Here is a 15,725-nt window from a genome sequence, read left to right on the forward strand (position 1 = left end):
ATGTCCAGCCACGGTCGCGACAGCGTCGCTTTCACGCTCGTCGTGACGCTCCTGGCGTTCCTTGGAGCGGTGGCGATGGTGCTGGTCATCCTGCTCTCCGGAGCCCCGAAGACCCTGGCCGCCGCGACCCTGCTGGCCTTCCTGCCCGTGGGGCCCCTGGTCGGCTGCTTCCTGTGGCTCGACCGCTACGAGCCCGAGCCCCGGCGGCTGCTGGCGGCGGGGCTGGCCTGGGGCGCCTTCGTGGCCACCGCCGCGGCCCTGGTGCTGCAGGGACTCGGCGGGTTCTTCGGCGGCTTCGACGACCGCGACATGCTCGCGGGAGTCGCGCCGCTGACCGAGGAGGCGACCAAGGGCCTCTTCCTGCTGCTCCTGCTGTGGTGGCGGCGCGGAGAGCTGGACGGGGTGCTCGACGGTCTGGTCTACGCCGGCATGGTCGGCATCGGGTTCGCGTTCGTGGAGAACATCCTCTACCTGGCCGCCGCCTACGACGGCACCGACGGCCTGGGGCCGGGCGGCACCGAGGCGCTCACGGCCACCTTCGTCGTCCGCTGCCTGGTCAGCCCGTTCGCGCACCCGCTCTTCACGGCCTTCATCGGCATCGGCGTCGGCGTGGCCGTGGCCAGCCGCAGCAAGGTCGTGCGCGTGCTCGCCCCGGTCGCGGGGTACGTCCTGGCCGTGCTGTCCCACGGGTTGTGGAACGCGTCCGCCCTGGCCGGGACCGGAGGCTTCCTCGCCGTCTACGTGACCGTCATGTTCCCGGCCTTCGTCGCGGTCGTCGCCTTCGCGGTGTGGCTGAGGCGATCCGAGCGCAGGATGCTCGCCCGAGCCCTCGACGACGCGGCCCGGCGCGGTCTGCTCCCGGTCTCCGACATCAGGTGGCTGATCGACCTCGGCGCCCGTCGGGCCGGGCGCCGGCACGCCAGGCAGTCCGGGGGAGAGGCCGCCGAGCGGGCCATGCGCGACTACCAGCAGGCGGCCGTGGAGCTCGGCTTCCTGCACCACCGATACCTCCGCGGCACCCCGCCGCCCGACTACGCCGCCCGCGGGCAGCTCTTCGTCCAACGTCTCCAGGCCGCCAGGCCCTACGTCTCCTTCCCCGGACAGGTGGTCCCCACGCGATGACCGAACCCTCACCCACCCCCGAGCCCTCCCCGGAAGGCGCGCGCATGCTCACCGCGCTGGTCCGGTTGCGGGGGGCGCTCCAGGGAGCCGCGCTCCCGCTGGAGGTCCCCGGCGTGGAGGACCAGCGCACCGCCCGGGCGGAGATGATCTCCCAGCTCGAGGACTACGTGATCCCGCGGCTGATGACCATCGAGGCGCCGATGCTGGCGGTGGTCGGCGGCTCGACCGGCGCCGGCAAGTCGACGCTGGTCAACTCCCTGGTCGGGCGCCGCGTCACCCAGCCCGGCGTGCTGCGCCCCACCACGCGCTCCCCGGTCCTGGTGCACAACCCCGCGGACGGCCACTGGTTCGGCCAGGACCGGCTGCTGCCCGAGCTGGAGCGGGTCGAGCGCAGCACCGACGACCCGTCGGCCCTGCAGCTGGTGCCCTCGGACACCATCCCGCCCGGGCTGGCCGTCCTCGACGCCCCCGACATCGACTCGGTCGAGGAGGCGAACCGGACCCTGGCCGCCCAGCTGCTCGCGGCGGCGGACCTGTGGCTCTTCGTCACCTCCGCGGCCCGGTACGCCGACCAGGTGCCCTGGCAGTTCCTGCGCGAGGCCTCCGAGCGCTCCGCTGCGGTCGCGATCGTGCTCGACCGGACCCCTGAGGACGCGGTCGAGACGGTGGCCAGCCACCTGGCGCGGATGCTGGCCAGCCGCGGGCTCAAGGACTCGCCGCTGTTCACCGTGCACGAGGGCCCGGTCGACGACGAGGGCCTGCTGCCCCCGGAGTCGGTCGCGGAGATCCGGTCCTGGTTGGACTCGCTCGCCGCGGACGCGGGGGCACGGGCGGCCGTGGTGCGCCAGACGCTGGACGGGGCGATCCGCCGGGTCGCGCGCCGTACCCACGAGGTCGCGGACGCCGAGGCCGGGCAGGTCGCGGCCGTGACCCGCCTGCGCGAGGACGCCGAGCGCGCCTACGACGCGGGGATCGCCGCGGTCCACGAGGCCTCCGCCGACGGCACGCTGCTGCGCGGGGAGGTGCTCGCCCGCTGGCAGGAGTTCGTCGGCACCGGCGAGCTGCTGCGCTCCCTGGAGACCCGCGTGGGCTGGCTGCGCGACAAGCTGGTCAACGCGATCAAGGGCAAGCCCCAGCAGGCCGAGCGGGTCCAGGTCGCGGTCGAGTCCGGCCTGGAGACTCTGCTCACCGAGCACGCCGAGGCGGCCGCCGAGCGGGCGGAGGCGTCCTGGCAGTCGCTCGCCTCCGGGCAGGCGCTGCTCGCAGACGCCGGGGAGGACCTGGGCCGGGCCTCCCGCGACTTCCGCCGGCGGGCCGAGCGCGCGGTGCGCGACTGGCAGGGCGACGTGCTGGCGATGGTGCGGGACGAGGGGGCGGACAAGCGGACCACCGCCCGGTTCCTCGCCTACGGCGTCAACGGTCTCTCCGTGGCCCTGATGGTCGTCGTCTTCGCCCACACCGGCGGAGCACTGGTGGGCGCCGAGGCCGGCATCGCCGGCGGCGGCGCGGTGCTGGGCCAGAAGCTGCTCGAGGCGGTCTTCGGGGACCAGGCGGTGCGGTCGCTGGCCGAGCGGGCCCGCAAGGACCTGGACCGCCGGGTCGCGGAGCTGTTCGACGTCGAGCGCCGGCGCTACCTGGACCTGCTGGACCGGCTGGGAGTGAGCACGCAGTCGCCGGAGACCCTGCGCGAGGCGGCGCGGCGGGTCGACGACCTGCGCTTCGCCCAGGCGACCCCCGCGGGACCGGACTCCGCCGCTGGAACGGGTGCGGGCGGAGACTAGGGTGAGGCACGGAAACCGACCATCTGCGCAGAGGACTCCATGACGTCTCTTCTCGAGGGCGCCAAGAAGCTGGTGACCCGTGGCTCCGACATCGGCGAGCGTGTCGCCGGGCTCGAGCGAGCCGTCGAGGCCAGCCGGGGGCGGCTCGACGACGACGTGGTCGAGCACGCCGGCTCGACCGCCGACCGGGCCGCGCACCGGCTCCGGCTCTCCGCGGACCACACCGTCGTGGCCCTGGCCGGGGCGACCGGCTCCGGGAAGTCCTCGACGTTCAACGCGCTGACCGGCCTCGAGCTGAGCGCGGTCGGGGTACGCCGGCCCACGACGTCGTGGGCGACCGCCTGCGTCTGGGGGTCCGAGGGCGCGCCGGAGCTCCTGGAGTTCCTCGGCATCCCGGCGCGGCACCAGGTCTCCCGGGACAACCTGCTCAGCGTCGGCCGTGAGGACGACGTGCTGCAGGGAGTGGTCCTGCTGGACCTGCCCGACCACGACTCCACCGAGGTCAGCCACCACCTCGAGGTGGACCGGCTGGTCTCGTTGGCCGACATGCTGATCTGGGTGCTCGACCCGCAGAAGTACGCCGACGCGGCGGTCCACGAGCGCTACCTGCGACCGCTCGCCGGCCACCAGGACGTGATGCTCGTCGTGCTCAACCAGATCGACCGGGTGCCCGAGGAGCGGCGCGAGGCGATGGTGGGCGACGTGCGCCGGCTGCTCGCCGCCGACGGGCTGACCGGGGTCCCCGTGCTCGCGGTCAGCTCCAAGGAGGGCTGGGGGATCGACGAGCTGCGCGAGGAGATCGCGCGCAAGGTCGCCGGCAAGAAGGTCACCAAGCAGCGGCTGGAGGCCGACGTCCGGGGGGCCGCGACCCGGCTGCGCGCCGTCACCGGCGAGACCAAGGTGCCCACGCTGCCCCGGGAGCGCCTCGACGCCCTGGAGGACGCCTTCGCCGAGGCGGCCGGGGTGCCGACCGTGGTCAAGGCCGTCGAGGAGTCCACCCGGGTGCGGGCCAACCGGGCCACCGGCTGGCCGGTGACCTCGTGGCTGAGCAAGTTCCGTCCCGACCCGCTCAAGCGCCTCCACCTCGACCTCGGACCAGCGGGCAAGGAGCTCGCGGGCGTGCCCCGGACCTCCGTGCCCGAGCCCACCCAGGTCCAGCGGGCCCGGATCGACACCGAGGTCAGGACCCTGGTGGACGAGGTGAGCGACGGTCTCCGGCCGGCCTGGAGCCACGCCATCCGACGGGCCTCGGTGGCGCGGCTGCCCGAGCTGGGGGACCGGCTCGACAAGGCGCTCGGCGGCACCGACCTCGGTCCGCAGAAGCTGCCCGTGTGGGCGGGCGCGGTCCGGGTGCTGCAGTGGGCGCTGATCCTGGCGGCCCTGACCGGGGCCGTCTGGCTGGGCGTGCTCGCGCTCGGCACCTACGCCCGGGTGCCCGAGCCGCCGACTCCCACGTGGGGCGGGTTCGCGCTGCCCACGCTGCTCCTGCTCGGCGGGGTGGTCCTGGGCGTCCTGCTCGCGCTGCTGTGCCGGGTGCTGGTCTCCGCCACGGCGCGCCGGCGGGCCCGGGTGGCCGACAAGGCCCTGCGCGACGCCATCGGCGAGGTCTCCGACGAGCTGGTGGTCGCGCCGATCCGCACCGAGCTGGACGCCTACGGCCAGGCGGTCGACGGGCTGGCCACGGCGCTGCGCTGAGCCGTTCAGCCGCTCCGTCGCTCCTGACGGGCCGGTGCGGCGCCGGCGGTCCCGAGCCGCTCGTCGTCCCCAGGGCGTCCGGGGCGCCCCGTCGTCCCCAGGCCGTCGCGGCGCGTGCGACGGGCGGCCCCCCGTCGGGTGATCCTGCTGGTGGGCAGGTCGCCCGCACGGCGAGGAGGAACGCGATGAACGAGAGCACCATCACCTTCAGCGGCTGGGTGGGGTCCGAGGTGACCCTGACGGAGGGGAGCAACGGCGTCGCGGTCGCCAGCTTCCGGGTGGGCAGCACGCCCCGGCGCTTCCGCGGCGGGAGGTGGGAGGACGGCGAGACCATCTGGTACGCGGTGAAGGCGTGGCGGGCGCTGGCCACCCACGTGGCGGCCTCGGTCCGCACCGGCGACCCCGTGGTGGTCTCGGGCCGGCTGGTGGCCGACGTGTGGAAGCGGGAGGACGGCACCGTCTCCACCCGGTACGTCGTGGTGGCCGCCTCCGTGGGGCACGACCTGACCCGGGGCACGAGCACGTTCCAGCGCGCCGCCAGGCCCGAACCCGTCCCGGTCCTCCAGGATGATCCGGTGCGTCGGGTCGTGCACTCCTACGACGAGGGCGGGCCCCGCCTCGACGGTGAGGGGCAGGTCGTGGGGGAGCCCGGGAGCCAGGCCGCCGGTGAGCCTCCGGGCGACGAGCCCGCTGCCTGACCCGCGCGTGCGATCCGCCCACCCCTCAGCGGTAAGGTCGCCGCATGGCTGACTACGTCTTCACGCTGCGCAACGTGCGCAAGGCCCACGGTGACAAGGTCGTCCTCGACAACGTCACCCTCTCGTTCCTCCACGGCGCCAAGATCGGTGTCGTCGGACCGAACGGAGCGGGCAAGTCCACCCTCCTCAAGATCATGGCCGGGCTGGAGCACCCCAACAACGGTGACGCGATCAAGGACCCCGACGCCACCGTCGGGATGCTCCAGCAGGAGCCGCCGCTGACCGAGGGCAGGACCGTCCTGGAGAACGTCGAGGAGGCGGTCGCCGACATCAAGGGCAAGATGAAGCGCCTCGAGGACGCCTACATGGAGATGGGCGACCCGGACGCGGACCAGGACGCCCTGATGACCGAGACCGGCGACCTCCAGACCTACCTGGACAACGTCAACGCCTGGGACATCGACAGCCGCCTCGAGCAGGCGATGGACGCCCTGCGGTGCCCGCCGCCGGACGCCGTGGTCGACAACCTCTCCGGTGGTGAGCGCCGCCGCGTCGCGCTCTGCAAGCTGCTGCTCCAGCAGCCCGACCTGCTGCTCCTCGACGAGCCCACCAACCACCTCGACGCCGAGTCGGTCCAGTGGCTCGAGGGCCACCTCAAGACCTACCCGGGCGCCGTCCTGGCGATCACCCACGACCGGTACTTCCTCGACAACGTCGCCGAGTGGATCGCCGAGGTCGACCGCGGCTCGATCCACGGCTACGAGGGCAACTACTCCACCTACCTGGAGACCAAGAAGGACCGGCTCAAGATCGAGGGCCAGAAGGACGCCAAGCGCGCCAAGATGCTGGAGAAGGAGCTGGAGTGGGTCCGCTCCAACGCCAAGGCCCGGCAGACCAAGAGCAAGTCGCGTCTGGCTCGCTACGAGGAGCTGGCCGCCGAGGCCGAGAAGGCCCGCAAGATCGACACCGCCGACATCAACATCCCGCCGGGCCCGCGCCTGGGCGACGTGGTGCTGGAGGCCCAGGGGCTGACCAAGGGCTACGACGGCCGGGTGCTGTGGAACGACATCTCGTTCACGCTGCCCCGCGCCGGCATCGTCGGCGTGATCGGCCCCAACGGCGTCGGCAAGACCACCCTGTTCCGGATGATCACCGGGGACGAGGAGCCGGACGCCGGCAAGTTGACGGTCGGCCAGACGGTGAAGATCTCCTACGCGGACCAGAGCCGAGGCGGCATCGACCCGAACAAGAACGTCTGGGAGGTCGTCTCCGACGGGCTGGACTTCATCAAGGTCGCCAACTTCGAGATGAACAGCCGCGCCTACGTGGCCTCGTTCGGCTTCAAGGGCCCCGACCAGCAGAAGAAGGCCGGCGTCCTCTCCGGTGGTGAGCGGAACCGGCTCAACCTGGCCCTCACGCTCAAGATGGGCGGCAACATGCTGCTCCTCGACGAGCCGACCAACGACCTGGACGTGGAGACCCTGTCCGCGCTCGAGGACGCGCTGCTCGACTTCCCCGGCTGTGCCGTGGTCACCTCGCACGACCGCTGGTTCCTCGACCGCGTCGCCACCCACATCCTCGCCTGGGAGGGCGACGAGGAGGACGGCGGCAAGTGGTTCTGGTTCGAGGGCAACTTCGCCTCGTACGAGGAGAACAAGGTCGAGCGCCTGGGCGTCGAGGCCGCGCGCCCGCACCGGGTCACCCACCGCCGCCTGACCCGCGACTGAGCCGGCGCCGCTCCGGGCCTCCCGGAGCGGCCGGAGCCTTCGGAGCCTCCTGGAGTCCTGCCCCGGGAGGCTCCGGGCTCACGGCGTCGCTTCGCGCATCTCCATCTCGGGGTGCCGCGCGATCAGGTGGTCGGCGACGGCGTTCATCACCCGGCCCACCGCCTCGAGGTCCTCGCCCGAGACGAGGTCGACCAGGTTGGTCCGGACACCCGTCACGTGCACGTGGGCCGCACGGCGCAGCAGGTCCATCCCGTCGTCGGTGAGCGTCGCCACCACGCCGCGGCCGTCCTCGGGGGAGGCCGCCCGGCGTACGTAGCCGCTGCGCTCCAGCCGGGCGATCGTGTGCGTGACCCGGCTGCGGCTGTGGGCGAGCGCGTCGGCCAGCTGGGCCATCCGCATCGCGCGTCCCTCGCGCTCCGAGAGCCGGACGAGGATCTCGTACTCCGCGAGCGAGATGTCGAAGGAGTCACGCAGGTCGTCGTCCAACCGGTCCAGCAGCAGGGTGTGGCCCAGCATCAGCGCCCGCCACGCCCGTTGTTGCGGCTCGTCGAGCCACTTGGTCGCCCCCGAGTCAGTCATGGGCCAGACCCTATCCCGCTCCGGGCCTTGAGCGCGGCAACGCCCGCCCCTAGAGCCTGACGGCTCCTGGGGCGGGCGCTGCGACGAGGTCGTACGAGGCTCAGATGCGCTCGAGGATGAGCGCCATGCCCTGGCCGCCGCCCACGCACATGGTGATCAGGCCGGTGGACTTGTCGTGCCAGTCGAGGCTGTTGAGCATCGTGGCCTGGAGCCGGGCGCCCGTCATGCCGAACGGGTGGCCGACGGCGATCGCGCCGCCGTTGACGTTGAGCCGGTCCAGGTCGATGCCGAGCTCCTGGTAGGAGGGCACCACCTGGGCGGCGAACGCCTCGTTGATCTCCACGAGGTCGATGTCGCCGATGCTCATCCCGGCGTGGGCCAGGGCGCGCTTGGTCGCCTCGACCGGGCCCAGGCCCATGATCTCGGGGGAGAGGCCGGAGACGCCGGTGGAGACGATCCGGGCCAGCGGGGTGAGGCCCAGCTCGGCGGCCTTGGTGTCGCTCATCACCACGACGGCGGCGGCGCCGTCGTTCAGCGCGCAGCAGTTGCCGGCGGTGACCACGCCGTCGGGGCGGAAGACCGGCTGGAGCCCGGCGAGCGCCTCGTAGGTGACGCCGGCGCGGGGGCCGTCGTCGGCGCTCACCACGGTGCCGTCGGGGGTGGTGACCGGGGTGATCTCCCGGGCCCAGAAGCCGTCGGCGATCGCCTTCTCGGCGAGGTTCTGCGAGCGTGCCGCGAACTCGTCGAGCTCCTTGCGGTCCAGGCCGCGGAGCCGCGCGACGTTCTCGGCGGTCTGGCCCATGGCGATGTAGACGTCGGGGAGCACGCCGTCCTGGCGCGGGTCGTGCCAGTCCTGGCCGCCCTCGGCGAGCTTGGCGGTACGGCTCTGCGCGTCGTCGAAGAGCGGGTTCACCGTGTTGGGCAGGTGGTCCGAGGTGCCCTTGGCGAAGCGGGAGACGGTCTCGACGCCGGCCGAGATGAAGACGTCGCCCTCGCCGGCCTTGATCGCGTGGAAGGCCATCCGGGTGGTCTGCACCGAGGAGGAGCAGTAGCGGGTGATGGTCGCGCCCGGGACGTCGTCCATCCCGTTGAGCACGTTGACCACACGACCCATGTTGTTGCCGGACTCGCCGCCGGGCAGGCCGCAGCCCAGCAGCGTGTCGTCGACGGTGTTCGGGTCCAGTGCGGGCACCTTGTCCAGGGCCGCCTTGATGATCGTGGCGGCCAGGTCGTCGGGCCGCAGATCCTTCAGGGACCCCTTGTTGGCGCGGCCGATCGGGGAACGAGCGGCGGAAACGATCACTGCCTCGGGCATGGAAGCTCCTTCATCGGGACTCTCGGTAGGGCCCTGGCCACCCTACGTGGGCTCTGCGCCCAGAGTCAGGGTGCGCCCGCCCAACGGTCCTTGGCCATCGCGCCCCGACCGGGGAGGGCGCGGCGACCAGGGACCCGGAGGTGAGACGATCCGGTCCGTGCGCCACCTCTACGAGTGCCCGATGCGCTGGGCCGACCTGGACGTCCTCAACCACGTCAACAACGTGGTCTACCTCGACTACCTGCAGGAGGCCCGGGTCGACATGCTCCGCACCCACGCCCCCGCGCCCGCGGGCGGCCTGGCGGGCGCGCGTCCGGGTGAGGGGCTGGTCGTGGCCTCGCACGACATCACCTACCTGCGGTCCCTGCAGCTGCGTCCACGCCCGGTGAGCATCGAGTGCTGGGTGACGCAGGTGCGGGCGGCCAGCTTCACCATGGCCTACGAGATCTTCGACGAGGTCGACGGCGAGCGGACCGTCTACGCCCGGGCGACCACCGTGCTCACCCCCTTCGTCTTCGCCGAGGAGCGGCCGCGCAGACTGACCGCGGCCGAGCGGGAGGCGTTGGCCGGCTACGTCGAGCCGACCGCGTCCGAGCCGGCGCTGGCCGGACGGGAGTCCGCCGACGGGGAACCGGCCGAGCCCGCGAGCCGCTACCCGCTCCGGGTGCGGTTCAGCGACGTCGACGTCTACGGCCACGTCAACAACGTGAAGTACGTGGAGTACTACCAGGAGGCGCGGGTGGCGATGATGGGCCGCCTCGCCGCCGAGGTCGAGGACCACGGCGTCGTGGTCGTGCTGGCCCGCACCCAGGTGGAGTACCGGCAGCCGATCCTGTTCCGGTCCGAGCCCTACGAGGTGCTGAACTGGGTGACCCGGCTGGGCTCCCGGTCGGTGACGGTGGAGTCCGAGATCCGCGACGGCGACCGGGTGATGAGCCGGGCCAGGGTGGTGCTGGTCTACCTCGACCCGGTCACCGGGCGGAGTGCCGAGCCGCCGCCCGCCCTGCGGTCAAGGCTCGAGGAGGTCGCCGGCCGGTGACCCGCCGCTCGGTCCCTGCGGGACCTCGTTGGTGTTCACCATGAACTGCGCGGCGTGGGTGACGTAGTCCCAGAGCTTCGCGTCCTGCTCGGGGGTGAGGGCCGCCTTGTCCAGTCCGGCGCGGAAGTGGACCAGCCAGTGCTGCGCAGCCGTCGGGGTCACCTCGAACGGGGCGTGCCGCATCCGCAGCCGCGGGTGCCCGCGGGTCTCGGAGTACGTGCCGGGTCCGCCCCAGTACTGGGCCAGGAAGAGCGCGAACCGGTCGGCCGCCGGGCCGAGGTCCTCCTCGGGATACATGGGACGCAGCAGCGGGTCCTGCGCGACCCCTTCGTAGAAGGTGTCCACGACGGTACGGATGGTGTCCATTCCGCCGATCTCGTCGTAGAAGGTGCTCACGCGTCCCATTGTGCCGGGCCGGTTTCCACTCAGCGCACCGGGCGGGTGGGGGAGGGGGGCTCCTCGCCGTCGACCGGCTCCCGGTCCGGCCCGCGCTCCGCCGCCCCGGACCGTGCGGGAGCCCCGGACCGCTCGGACGTCTCGGGCGCCTCGGGGGTCCACTCGACGTACCGGGTGTGCGGGATGACGATCCCCTCGTGGTCGAAGCGGGCCTTGACCCGCTCGCGCAGCGCGCGGGCGACCGACCACTGCTCCATCGGCGCGGTCTTCAGCGAGACGCGCAGGGTGATCCCGTCGAGGGTCATCGCCTCCACCCCGGGCTCCTCCGGCTCCTCGATCACCCGGCCCTGGAAGTCCTCGTCCTGCCACATGCTCGTGGCCACCTCGCCCAGCACCTGGCGCGCGTGCACCAGGTCGGCGTCGTAGGTGACGGTGATGTCGAGGACCGCGCGGGCCCAGTTCTGGCTCATGTTGCCGACCCGCAGGATCTCGCCGTTGCGCACGTACCAGACGGTGCCGTTGGCGTCGCGCAGCCGGGTGACACGCAGGCTGACCGCCTCCACCGTGCCGGACGCCTCTCCGAGGTCGACCACGTCGCCCACGCCGTACTGGTCCTCGATCAGCATGAAGATGCCGGACAGGAAGTCCTTGACCAGCGTCTGGGCGCCGAAGCCGAGTGCCAGGCCGACGATCCCGGCGCTGGCGATGATCGGGGCGATGTTGACGCCCAGCTCGGAGAGGATCATGGTCGCCGCGACCGCGAGGACCACGCCGCTGATGATGCTCTTGAGCAGGCTGCCCATGGTCTTGGCCCGCTGGATGCGGCGGGCCCGGGCGGCCAGGTCCCGCGGCGAGGTCTCGACGCTGCGTCCCAGTCGTGCCGAGGTGGTGCTCGCGGCCCGGGCGAACCGGTCGGGCACCATGCCGAGCTCGGCGCGGCGCACCACACGGTCGACGAGCCGGTGCAGCACCCAGCGCACCAGGAGCGCGCCGAGCACGAGCAGCGTGATTGTCAACGGCTTGCCGATCAGGAGGTCGGCGGCCTGGGCCAGGTCGGCGTTCCCGGTGGCCTCCTCGGTCCAGCCGCACAGGGCCTGACCGTCCTCGCACACCTGACTGGTCTGCTCGCTGGTCTGCAGGGGGAGTGCTGGCATGGCCCTCAGTATGGCGAGCCGCTGGTGACCGTTCGTGGTCAGGTGCAGGTCGGCGGAGCCGTCGCGATATCCTTCCCCGCGTGACCTCCACGAGCTCCTCCGAGACCAGCCCCGCCCGCGTCCTGCGCTCGTCGCTGCGACTGATCGTCCCGGTGGCCGTGATGGGCAGCGTGCTGCTGGCCTCGCCCGCCCTGGCCGACGTCCCGGAGAACTGGACGCAGCCCGACTCCGTCTCGGCGCTCCAGTTCCTGCTGATCCTCGTCGGGCTGCCGCTGGGCGGCGTCGCCCTGATCACCCTGCTGTTCTACGCCCCCATCCTGGCCCGCGGCGAGAAGATCTCCTCCAGCTCCTCGCCGGTCGAGGACCAGTGGCTCGGCGGCCCGCGAGCCGGACGCGGTGAGCTCGAGGGCTCCTCGTCCTCGGAGAAGGAGACCGGTGGCGCCAGTGGCACCTGGTGAGCTGACCTCGAGCCAACGCGCCGAGCTCGACCGCGTCATCCGCGCGGCCGAGCAGGCCACGCGGTTCGAGTTCTCCCTCTTCCGTGGCGTGGTGACCGGTGAGCCGCGAGAGTTCGCCCGTCGCCTGCACGCCGCCCTGGCCAGCCCGGACCGCAGCGTGCTGGTCATGGTGGACCCGACGGCCCACCTGCTCGAGGTGGTGACGGGCGCCGAGGTGCGCCGCCACCTCACCGACGCCGAGGTCGAGCTCGCGGTGGCCGAGATGGCCACCACGATGGCCGGAGGCGACGAGGTCGCGGGGCTCAAGCGCGGCATCGCACTGCTCGCCGAGCACGCGATCCCGCCCCGCACCCTGCACTCGGGCTCCTAGCCGCTCGAGCCCCGCACGGCGAACGCCTGCGCGGGCCGTGGCAGGACCCAGGACGAACGCAGCACCAAGAACGAAGGAGCCCCGGACCGCCAGGCGGTCCGGGGCTCCTGTGCTTCTCAGCGCACTCAGGCGCCGGCGGCCCGGGTGTCGCACGCCTGCGCGTCCAGCGCGCGCACCACGTCGGCCACGCCCTCGCGGGCGTACCGCTGGGCGGCCTTGGGTGCGTCGGTGGCAGCGAGCCACTGCTCGACCCGGTCGACCAGCTCCGGCGAGGCCAGGGCCTTGGGGAAGCCGTGCTCGAGCACGATCGAGGCCTTGTGGAAGCCCAGCGTGTCGATCAGCGTGCCGGCCGCGTCCAGGTACTTCTCCAGGTACGGCGCCACGACCTCGTCCTGACCGGCGCGGAAGATGGACAAGACCATCTCCCGGGAGGTCTCGTTTGGCGTCGCGGGATCCATGATCGCCTCCCAGCCCAGTGCCTTCGCCTCCGCGGTCGGCTGGGCCACCCGGGCGGCGGCCGCCTTCTCCTGGCCCGAGATGGTCCGGTCGCGCTCCAGCTCGGCGTCGATCTGCGCGTCGCCGAACCGGCCGCCCGCGGCGAGCCCGGTGATCAGGGTCCAGCGCAGGTCCTGGTCGACGACCAGGCCCTCGACCTGCAGCGAGCCGTCGAGCAGCGCCTCCAGGTCGGCCAGGCCGGCCTCCGAGCGGGCCGCGCCGGCGTACGCCCGGGCGAAGGTGAGCTGGTGGTCGCTGGCGGGCTCGGCGGCGAGCAGCAGCTCGCGCAGTCCCGCCTCCCACTCGGCACGCAGCTCGGCGCGGGAGCCCGGGTCGGAGTAGAGGTTGACGGCCATGGCGGCAGAGACCGGGATCCGGGTGACGCCCCAGGAGTCGGTCTCGGTGCCGATGTTGGCCAGCACCAGCCGGACGAAGTCACGCGCCGGCAGCTCGGCGTCGCGGGTCATGTCCCAGGTGGCGCCCCAGACCAGGGCCCGGGCCAGCGAGTCGTCGAGCCGGGAGAGCCCGGTGACCGCCGTGTCCAGGGAGCGCTCGTCGAGCCGGATCTTGGCGTAGGCGTGGTCCTCGTCGTTGAGCAGCAGCAGCGCGGGCTGGCGCTCCCCGACGAGCTCGGCGACCGCGGTGGAGGCGCCCTCCACGTCGACCTCGAGGTAGTGGCGACGGACCAGCCGCTCGGTCCCGGCCTCGCCCGGCTCGGCGTCGTAGAGGCCGATGCCCAGCCGGTGCCGGCGCAGCGTCGGGTAGTCCGCCGGAGCGCTCTGCTCGACGGTGAAGGAGGTGTAGCGGCCCTCGTCGTCCAGCTCGAAGGACGGGCGCAGGGTGTTGACCCCCGCGGTCTGCAGCCACTCCCGGGCCCAGCCCTGCAGCTCACGGCCCGAGGAGCGCTCCAGCGCCGCCAGCAGGTCGTCGAACGTGGCGTTGCCGAACGCGTGGTCCTTGAAGTACTGGCGCAGACCGGCCACGAAGGGCTCCAGGCCGACCCAGGCCACCAGCTGCTTGAGCACCGAGGCGCCCTTGGCGTAGGTGATCATGTCGAAGTTGACCTCGACCGCGTGCAGGTCGACGTTGTCGGCCGCGATCGGGTGGGTGCTCGGCAGCTGGTCGGCGCGGTAGCCGGTCTGCTTGCGGGCGTTGGCGAAGCCGGTCCAGGCGTCGGTGAAGTCCGTGGCCTCCGCCTCGCACCAGTAGCAGGCCCACTCCGCGAACGACTCGTTGAGCCAGAGGTCGTCCCACCACTTCATGGTCACCAGGTTGCCGAACCACATGTGCGCCATCTCGTGGGTGATCACCGAGGTGCGGAACTCGTAGAACGAGCGCGGCTGGCGGCTGCGGGGCAGGTACTCGTCGCGCAGCGTGACGCAGCCGGCGTTCTCCATCGCGCCCATGTTGTACTCCGGCACGTAGAGCTGGTCGTACTTGCCGAAGGGGTAGGGGAAGTCGAACTTCTCCTCGAAGAACCCGAAGCTCTGCTTGGTGGTGCGCACCAGCTCCTCGGTGTCCATGTGCTCGACCAGCGACTGGCGGCAGTAGTGGCCCAGCGGGATGGTGCCGAACTTGCCCTCGTAGGTGTCGAGCACCTCGTGGTACTCACCGGCGACGATCGCGGTGATGTAGGTCGACATCCGGACCGTGGGCTCGAAGCGCCACACCGCGGTGCCGTTCCCGGCGGGCTCGGGCTGGGGCGTGGGGGAGTTGGAGACCACTTTCCAGTGCTCGGGCGCGGTCACCTGGAACGTGAAGCTGGACTTGAGGTCGGGCTGCTCGAAGGTGGTGAAGACCCGGCGGGCGTCCGGCACCTCGAACTGGCTGTAGAGGTAGACCCGCTGGTCGGCCGGGTCGACGAAGCGGTGCAGGCCCTCGCCGGTGTGGCTGTAGGTGCAGTCGGCGCGGACCACCAGCACGTTGTCGGCCTCGAGGCCGTCCAGGGCGATCCGGCTGTCGGCGTACGCGGTGGCGGGGTCCAGGGACCGGCCGTTGAGGGTGATCTCGTGCACCGTGGCGTCGACGAGGTCGGCGAAGGTGCTCGCGCCGGGCTCCCGGCAGGAGAACTCGAGGGTGGTCGTCGAGCCGAAGGTCTTCTCCCCGGTGGTCAGGTCCAGCTCGACGGTGTACGACGTCACGTCCAGGAGGGCGGCGCGGGTGGCGGCCTCGTCCCGTGTGAGGTTAGTTCCAGGCATGCCCCGCATCATGTCACCGCGCCCTGGAGAGTCCCAGTGTCGCCTGGCACTGTCTGCTTGACTTCAGGAATGACCGACGCCAAGACGCATGCCGACTTCTGGTTCGACCCGCTGTGCCCGTTCGCCTGGATCACCTCGCGGTGGATCCTGGAGGTGGAGAAGGTGCGCGACATCGAGGTGGTGTGGCACGTGATGAGCCTGGCCTACCTCAACCAGGACAAGGACATCCCGGACGAGTACCGGGAGATGCTGCAGCCCGCCTGGGGGCCGGTGCGGGTGTGTATCGCCGCCGAGCAGCGGCACGGCCGCAGGGTGCTGCTGCCGCTCTACACCGCCATGGGGGAGCGGATCCACGTCGGGGAGCAGCCGATCTCCCGTGAGCTGATCGCCGCCGCGGTCGCCGACGCCGGTCTCGAGGCCGACCTGGTCGACGCGATGGACGACCCGTCGTACGACGAGGCGGTGGCGCGCTCGCACCACGAGGGGATGGACCAGGTGGGCGACGAGGTCGGCACGCCGACCATCGCGATCGAGGGAGCCGCGTTCTTCGGCCCGGTGCTCTCGAAGATCCCGCGCGGCGAGGAGGCGGGTCAGCTCTGGGACGGCTGCGTCGCCGTCGCCAAGGTCCCCTACTTCTACGAGCTCAAGCGTTCGCGGACCGGGGAGCTCGACTTCAGCTGACCCGCCGGCCCGGCCGA

Annotated in this window: 14 protein-coding genes; 9 read left to right on the forward strand and 5 right to left on the reverse strand. The window is 72.2% G+C overall.

All coding sequences use genetic code 11. The features are described from left to right. The 5 genes from H8838_RS06760 (at position 1) to ettA (ending at position 7,023) form a co-directional block, all read left to right on the forward strand. The gene (locus H8838_RS06760) at positions 1-1,122 is read left to right on the forward strand and encodes a PrsW family intramembrane metalloprotease (protein WP_185995052.1); all 1,122 of its coding nucleotides are present in this window, start codon (positions 1-3) and stop codon (positions 1,120-1,122) included. Continuing rightward, the gene (locus H8838_RS06765) at positions 1,119-2,903 is read left to right on the forward strand and encodes a dynamin family protein (protein WP_224766437.1); all 1,785 of its coding nucleotides are present in this window, start codon (positions 1,119-1,121) and stop codon (positions 2,901-2,903) included. Before H8838_RS06760 ends, H8838_RS06765 begins: the two co-directional genes overlap by 4 nt. A gap of 39 nt (positions 2,904-2,942) precedes the next feature. Then, a complete protein-coding gene (locus tag H8838_RS06770; protein ID WP_185995051.1) occupies positions 2,943-4,598 on the forward strand; it encodes a YfjP family GTPase in 1,656 nt (551 codons plus the stop codon). Between the two features lie 185 nt (positions 4,599-4,783). Further along, on the forward strand, positions 4,784-5,296 hold the full coding sequence (locus tag H8838_RS06775) for a single-stranded DNA-binding protein (protein WP_181310393.1): 513 nt from the start codon (positions 4,784-4,786) through the stop codon (positions 5,294-5,296). A 44-nt stretch (positions 5,297-5,340) separates the two neighbouring features. After that, positions 5,341-7,023: an energy-dependent translational throttle protein EttA gene (gene ettA, locus H8838_RS06780; protein WP_181310394.1), complete on the forward strand. Its 1,683-nt coding sequence runs from the start codon at positions 5,341-5,343 to the stop codon at positions 7,021-7,023. A 78-nt stretch (positions 7,024-7,101) separates the two neighbouring features. Here ettA and H8838_RS06785 read toward each other — a convergent pair whose 3' ends face one another. Continuing rightward, on the reverse strand, positions 7,102-7,602 hold the full coding sequence (locus H8838_RS06785) for a MarR family winged helix-turn-helix transcriptional regulator (RefSeq protein ID WP_181310395.1): 501 nt from the start codon (positions 7,600-7,602) through the stop codon (positions 7,102-7,104). Between the two features lie 100 nt (positions 7,603-7,702). Then, positions 7,703-8,917, reverse strand: coding sequence for an acetyl-CoA C-acetyltransferase (locus H8838_RS06790; RefSeq protein WP_181310396.1), 1,215 nt, complete (start codon positions 8,915-8,917; stop codon positions 7,703-7,705). Positions 8,918-9,074: 157 nt separating this feature from the next. Between H8838_RS06790 and H8838_RS06795 the strand changes: the two genes are divergently transcribed. Beyond that, the gene (locus tag H8838_RS06795) at positions 9,075-9,956 is read left to right on the forward strand and encodes an acyl-CoA thioesterase (protein ID WP_224766438.1); all 882 of its coding nucleotides are present in this window, start codon (positions 9,075-9,077) and stop codon (positions 9,954-9,956) included. Here H8838_RS06795 and H8838_RS06800 read toward each other — a convergent pair. Continuing rightward, positions 9,927-10,361 (reverse strand): globin, encoded by a 435-nt coding sequence (locus H8838_RS06800; protein WP_185995050.1) that lies wholly within the window; start codon positions 10,359-10,361, stop codon positions 9,927-9,929. The genes H8838_RS06795 and H8838_RS06800 overlap by 30 nt on opposite strands. A gap of 20 nt (positions 10,362-10,381) precedes the next feature. Further along, positions 10,382-11,506 carry a mechanosensitive ion channel family protein gene (locus H8838_RS06805; RefSeq protein ID WP_185995049.1) on the reverse strand — a complete coding sequence of 375 codons (1,125 nt, stop codon included), beginning with the start codon at positions 11,504-11,506 and terminating at the stop codon, positions 10,382-10,384. Between the two features lie 80 nt (positions 11,507-11,586). Here H8838_RS06805 and H8838_RS06810 point away from each other — a divergent pair, with 80 nt between their 5' ends. Next, positions 11,587-11,964 (forward strand): hypothetical protein, encoded by a 378-nt coding sequence (locus H8838_RS06810; protein WP_181310399.1) that lies wholly within the window; start codon positions 11,587-11,589, stop codon positions 11,962-11,964. Continuing rightward, the gene (locus tag H8838_RS06815) at positions 11,942-12,334 is read left to right on the forward strand and encodes a DUF5130 family protein (protein WP_181310400.1); all 393 of its coding nucleotides are present in this window, start codon (positions 11,942-11,944) and stop codon (positions 12,332-12,334) included. Before H8838_RS06810 ends, H8838_RS06815 begins: the two co-directional genes overlap by 23 nt. Positions 12,335-12,459: 125 nt before the next feature. Here H8838_RS06815 and pepN read toward each other — a convergent pair whose 3' ends face one another. Beyond that, the gene (gene pepN, locus H8838_RS06820; RefSeq protein WP_185995048.1) at positions 12,460-15,027 is read right to left on the reverse strand and encodes an aminopeptidase N; all 2,568 of its coding nucleotides are present in this window, start codon (positions 15,025-15,027) and stop codon (positions 12,460-12,462) included. A 69-nt stretch (positions 15,028-15,096) separates the two neighbouring features. Between pepN and H8838_RS06825 the strand changes: the two genes are divergently transcribed. Next, positions 15,097-15,708, forward strand: coding sequence for a mycothiol-dependent nitroreductase Rv2466c family protein (locus tag H8838_RS06825; protein ID WP_185995047.1), 612 nt, complete (start codon positions 15,097-15,099; stop codon positions 15,706-15,708). Positions 15,709-15,725 lie beyond the last annotated feature (17 nt).

The organism is Nocardioides campestrisoli (assembly GCF_013624435.2).
Classification (GTDB): Bacteria; Actinomycetota; Actinomycetes; order Propionibacteriales; family Nocardioidaceae; genus Nocardioides; species Nocardioides campestrisoli.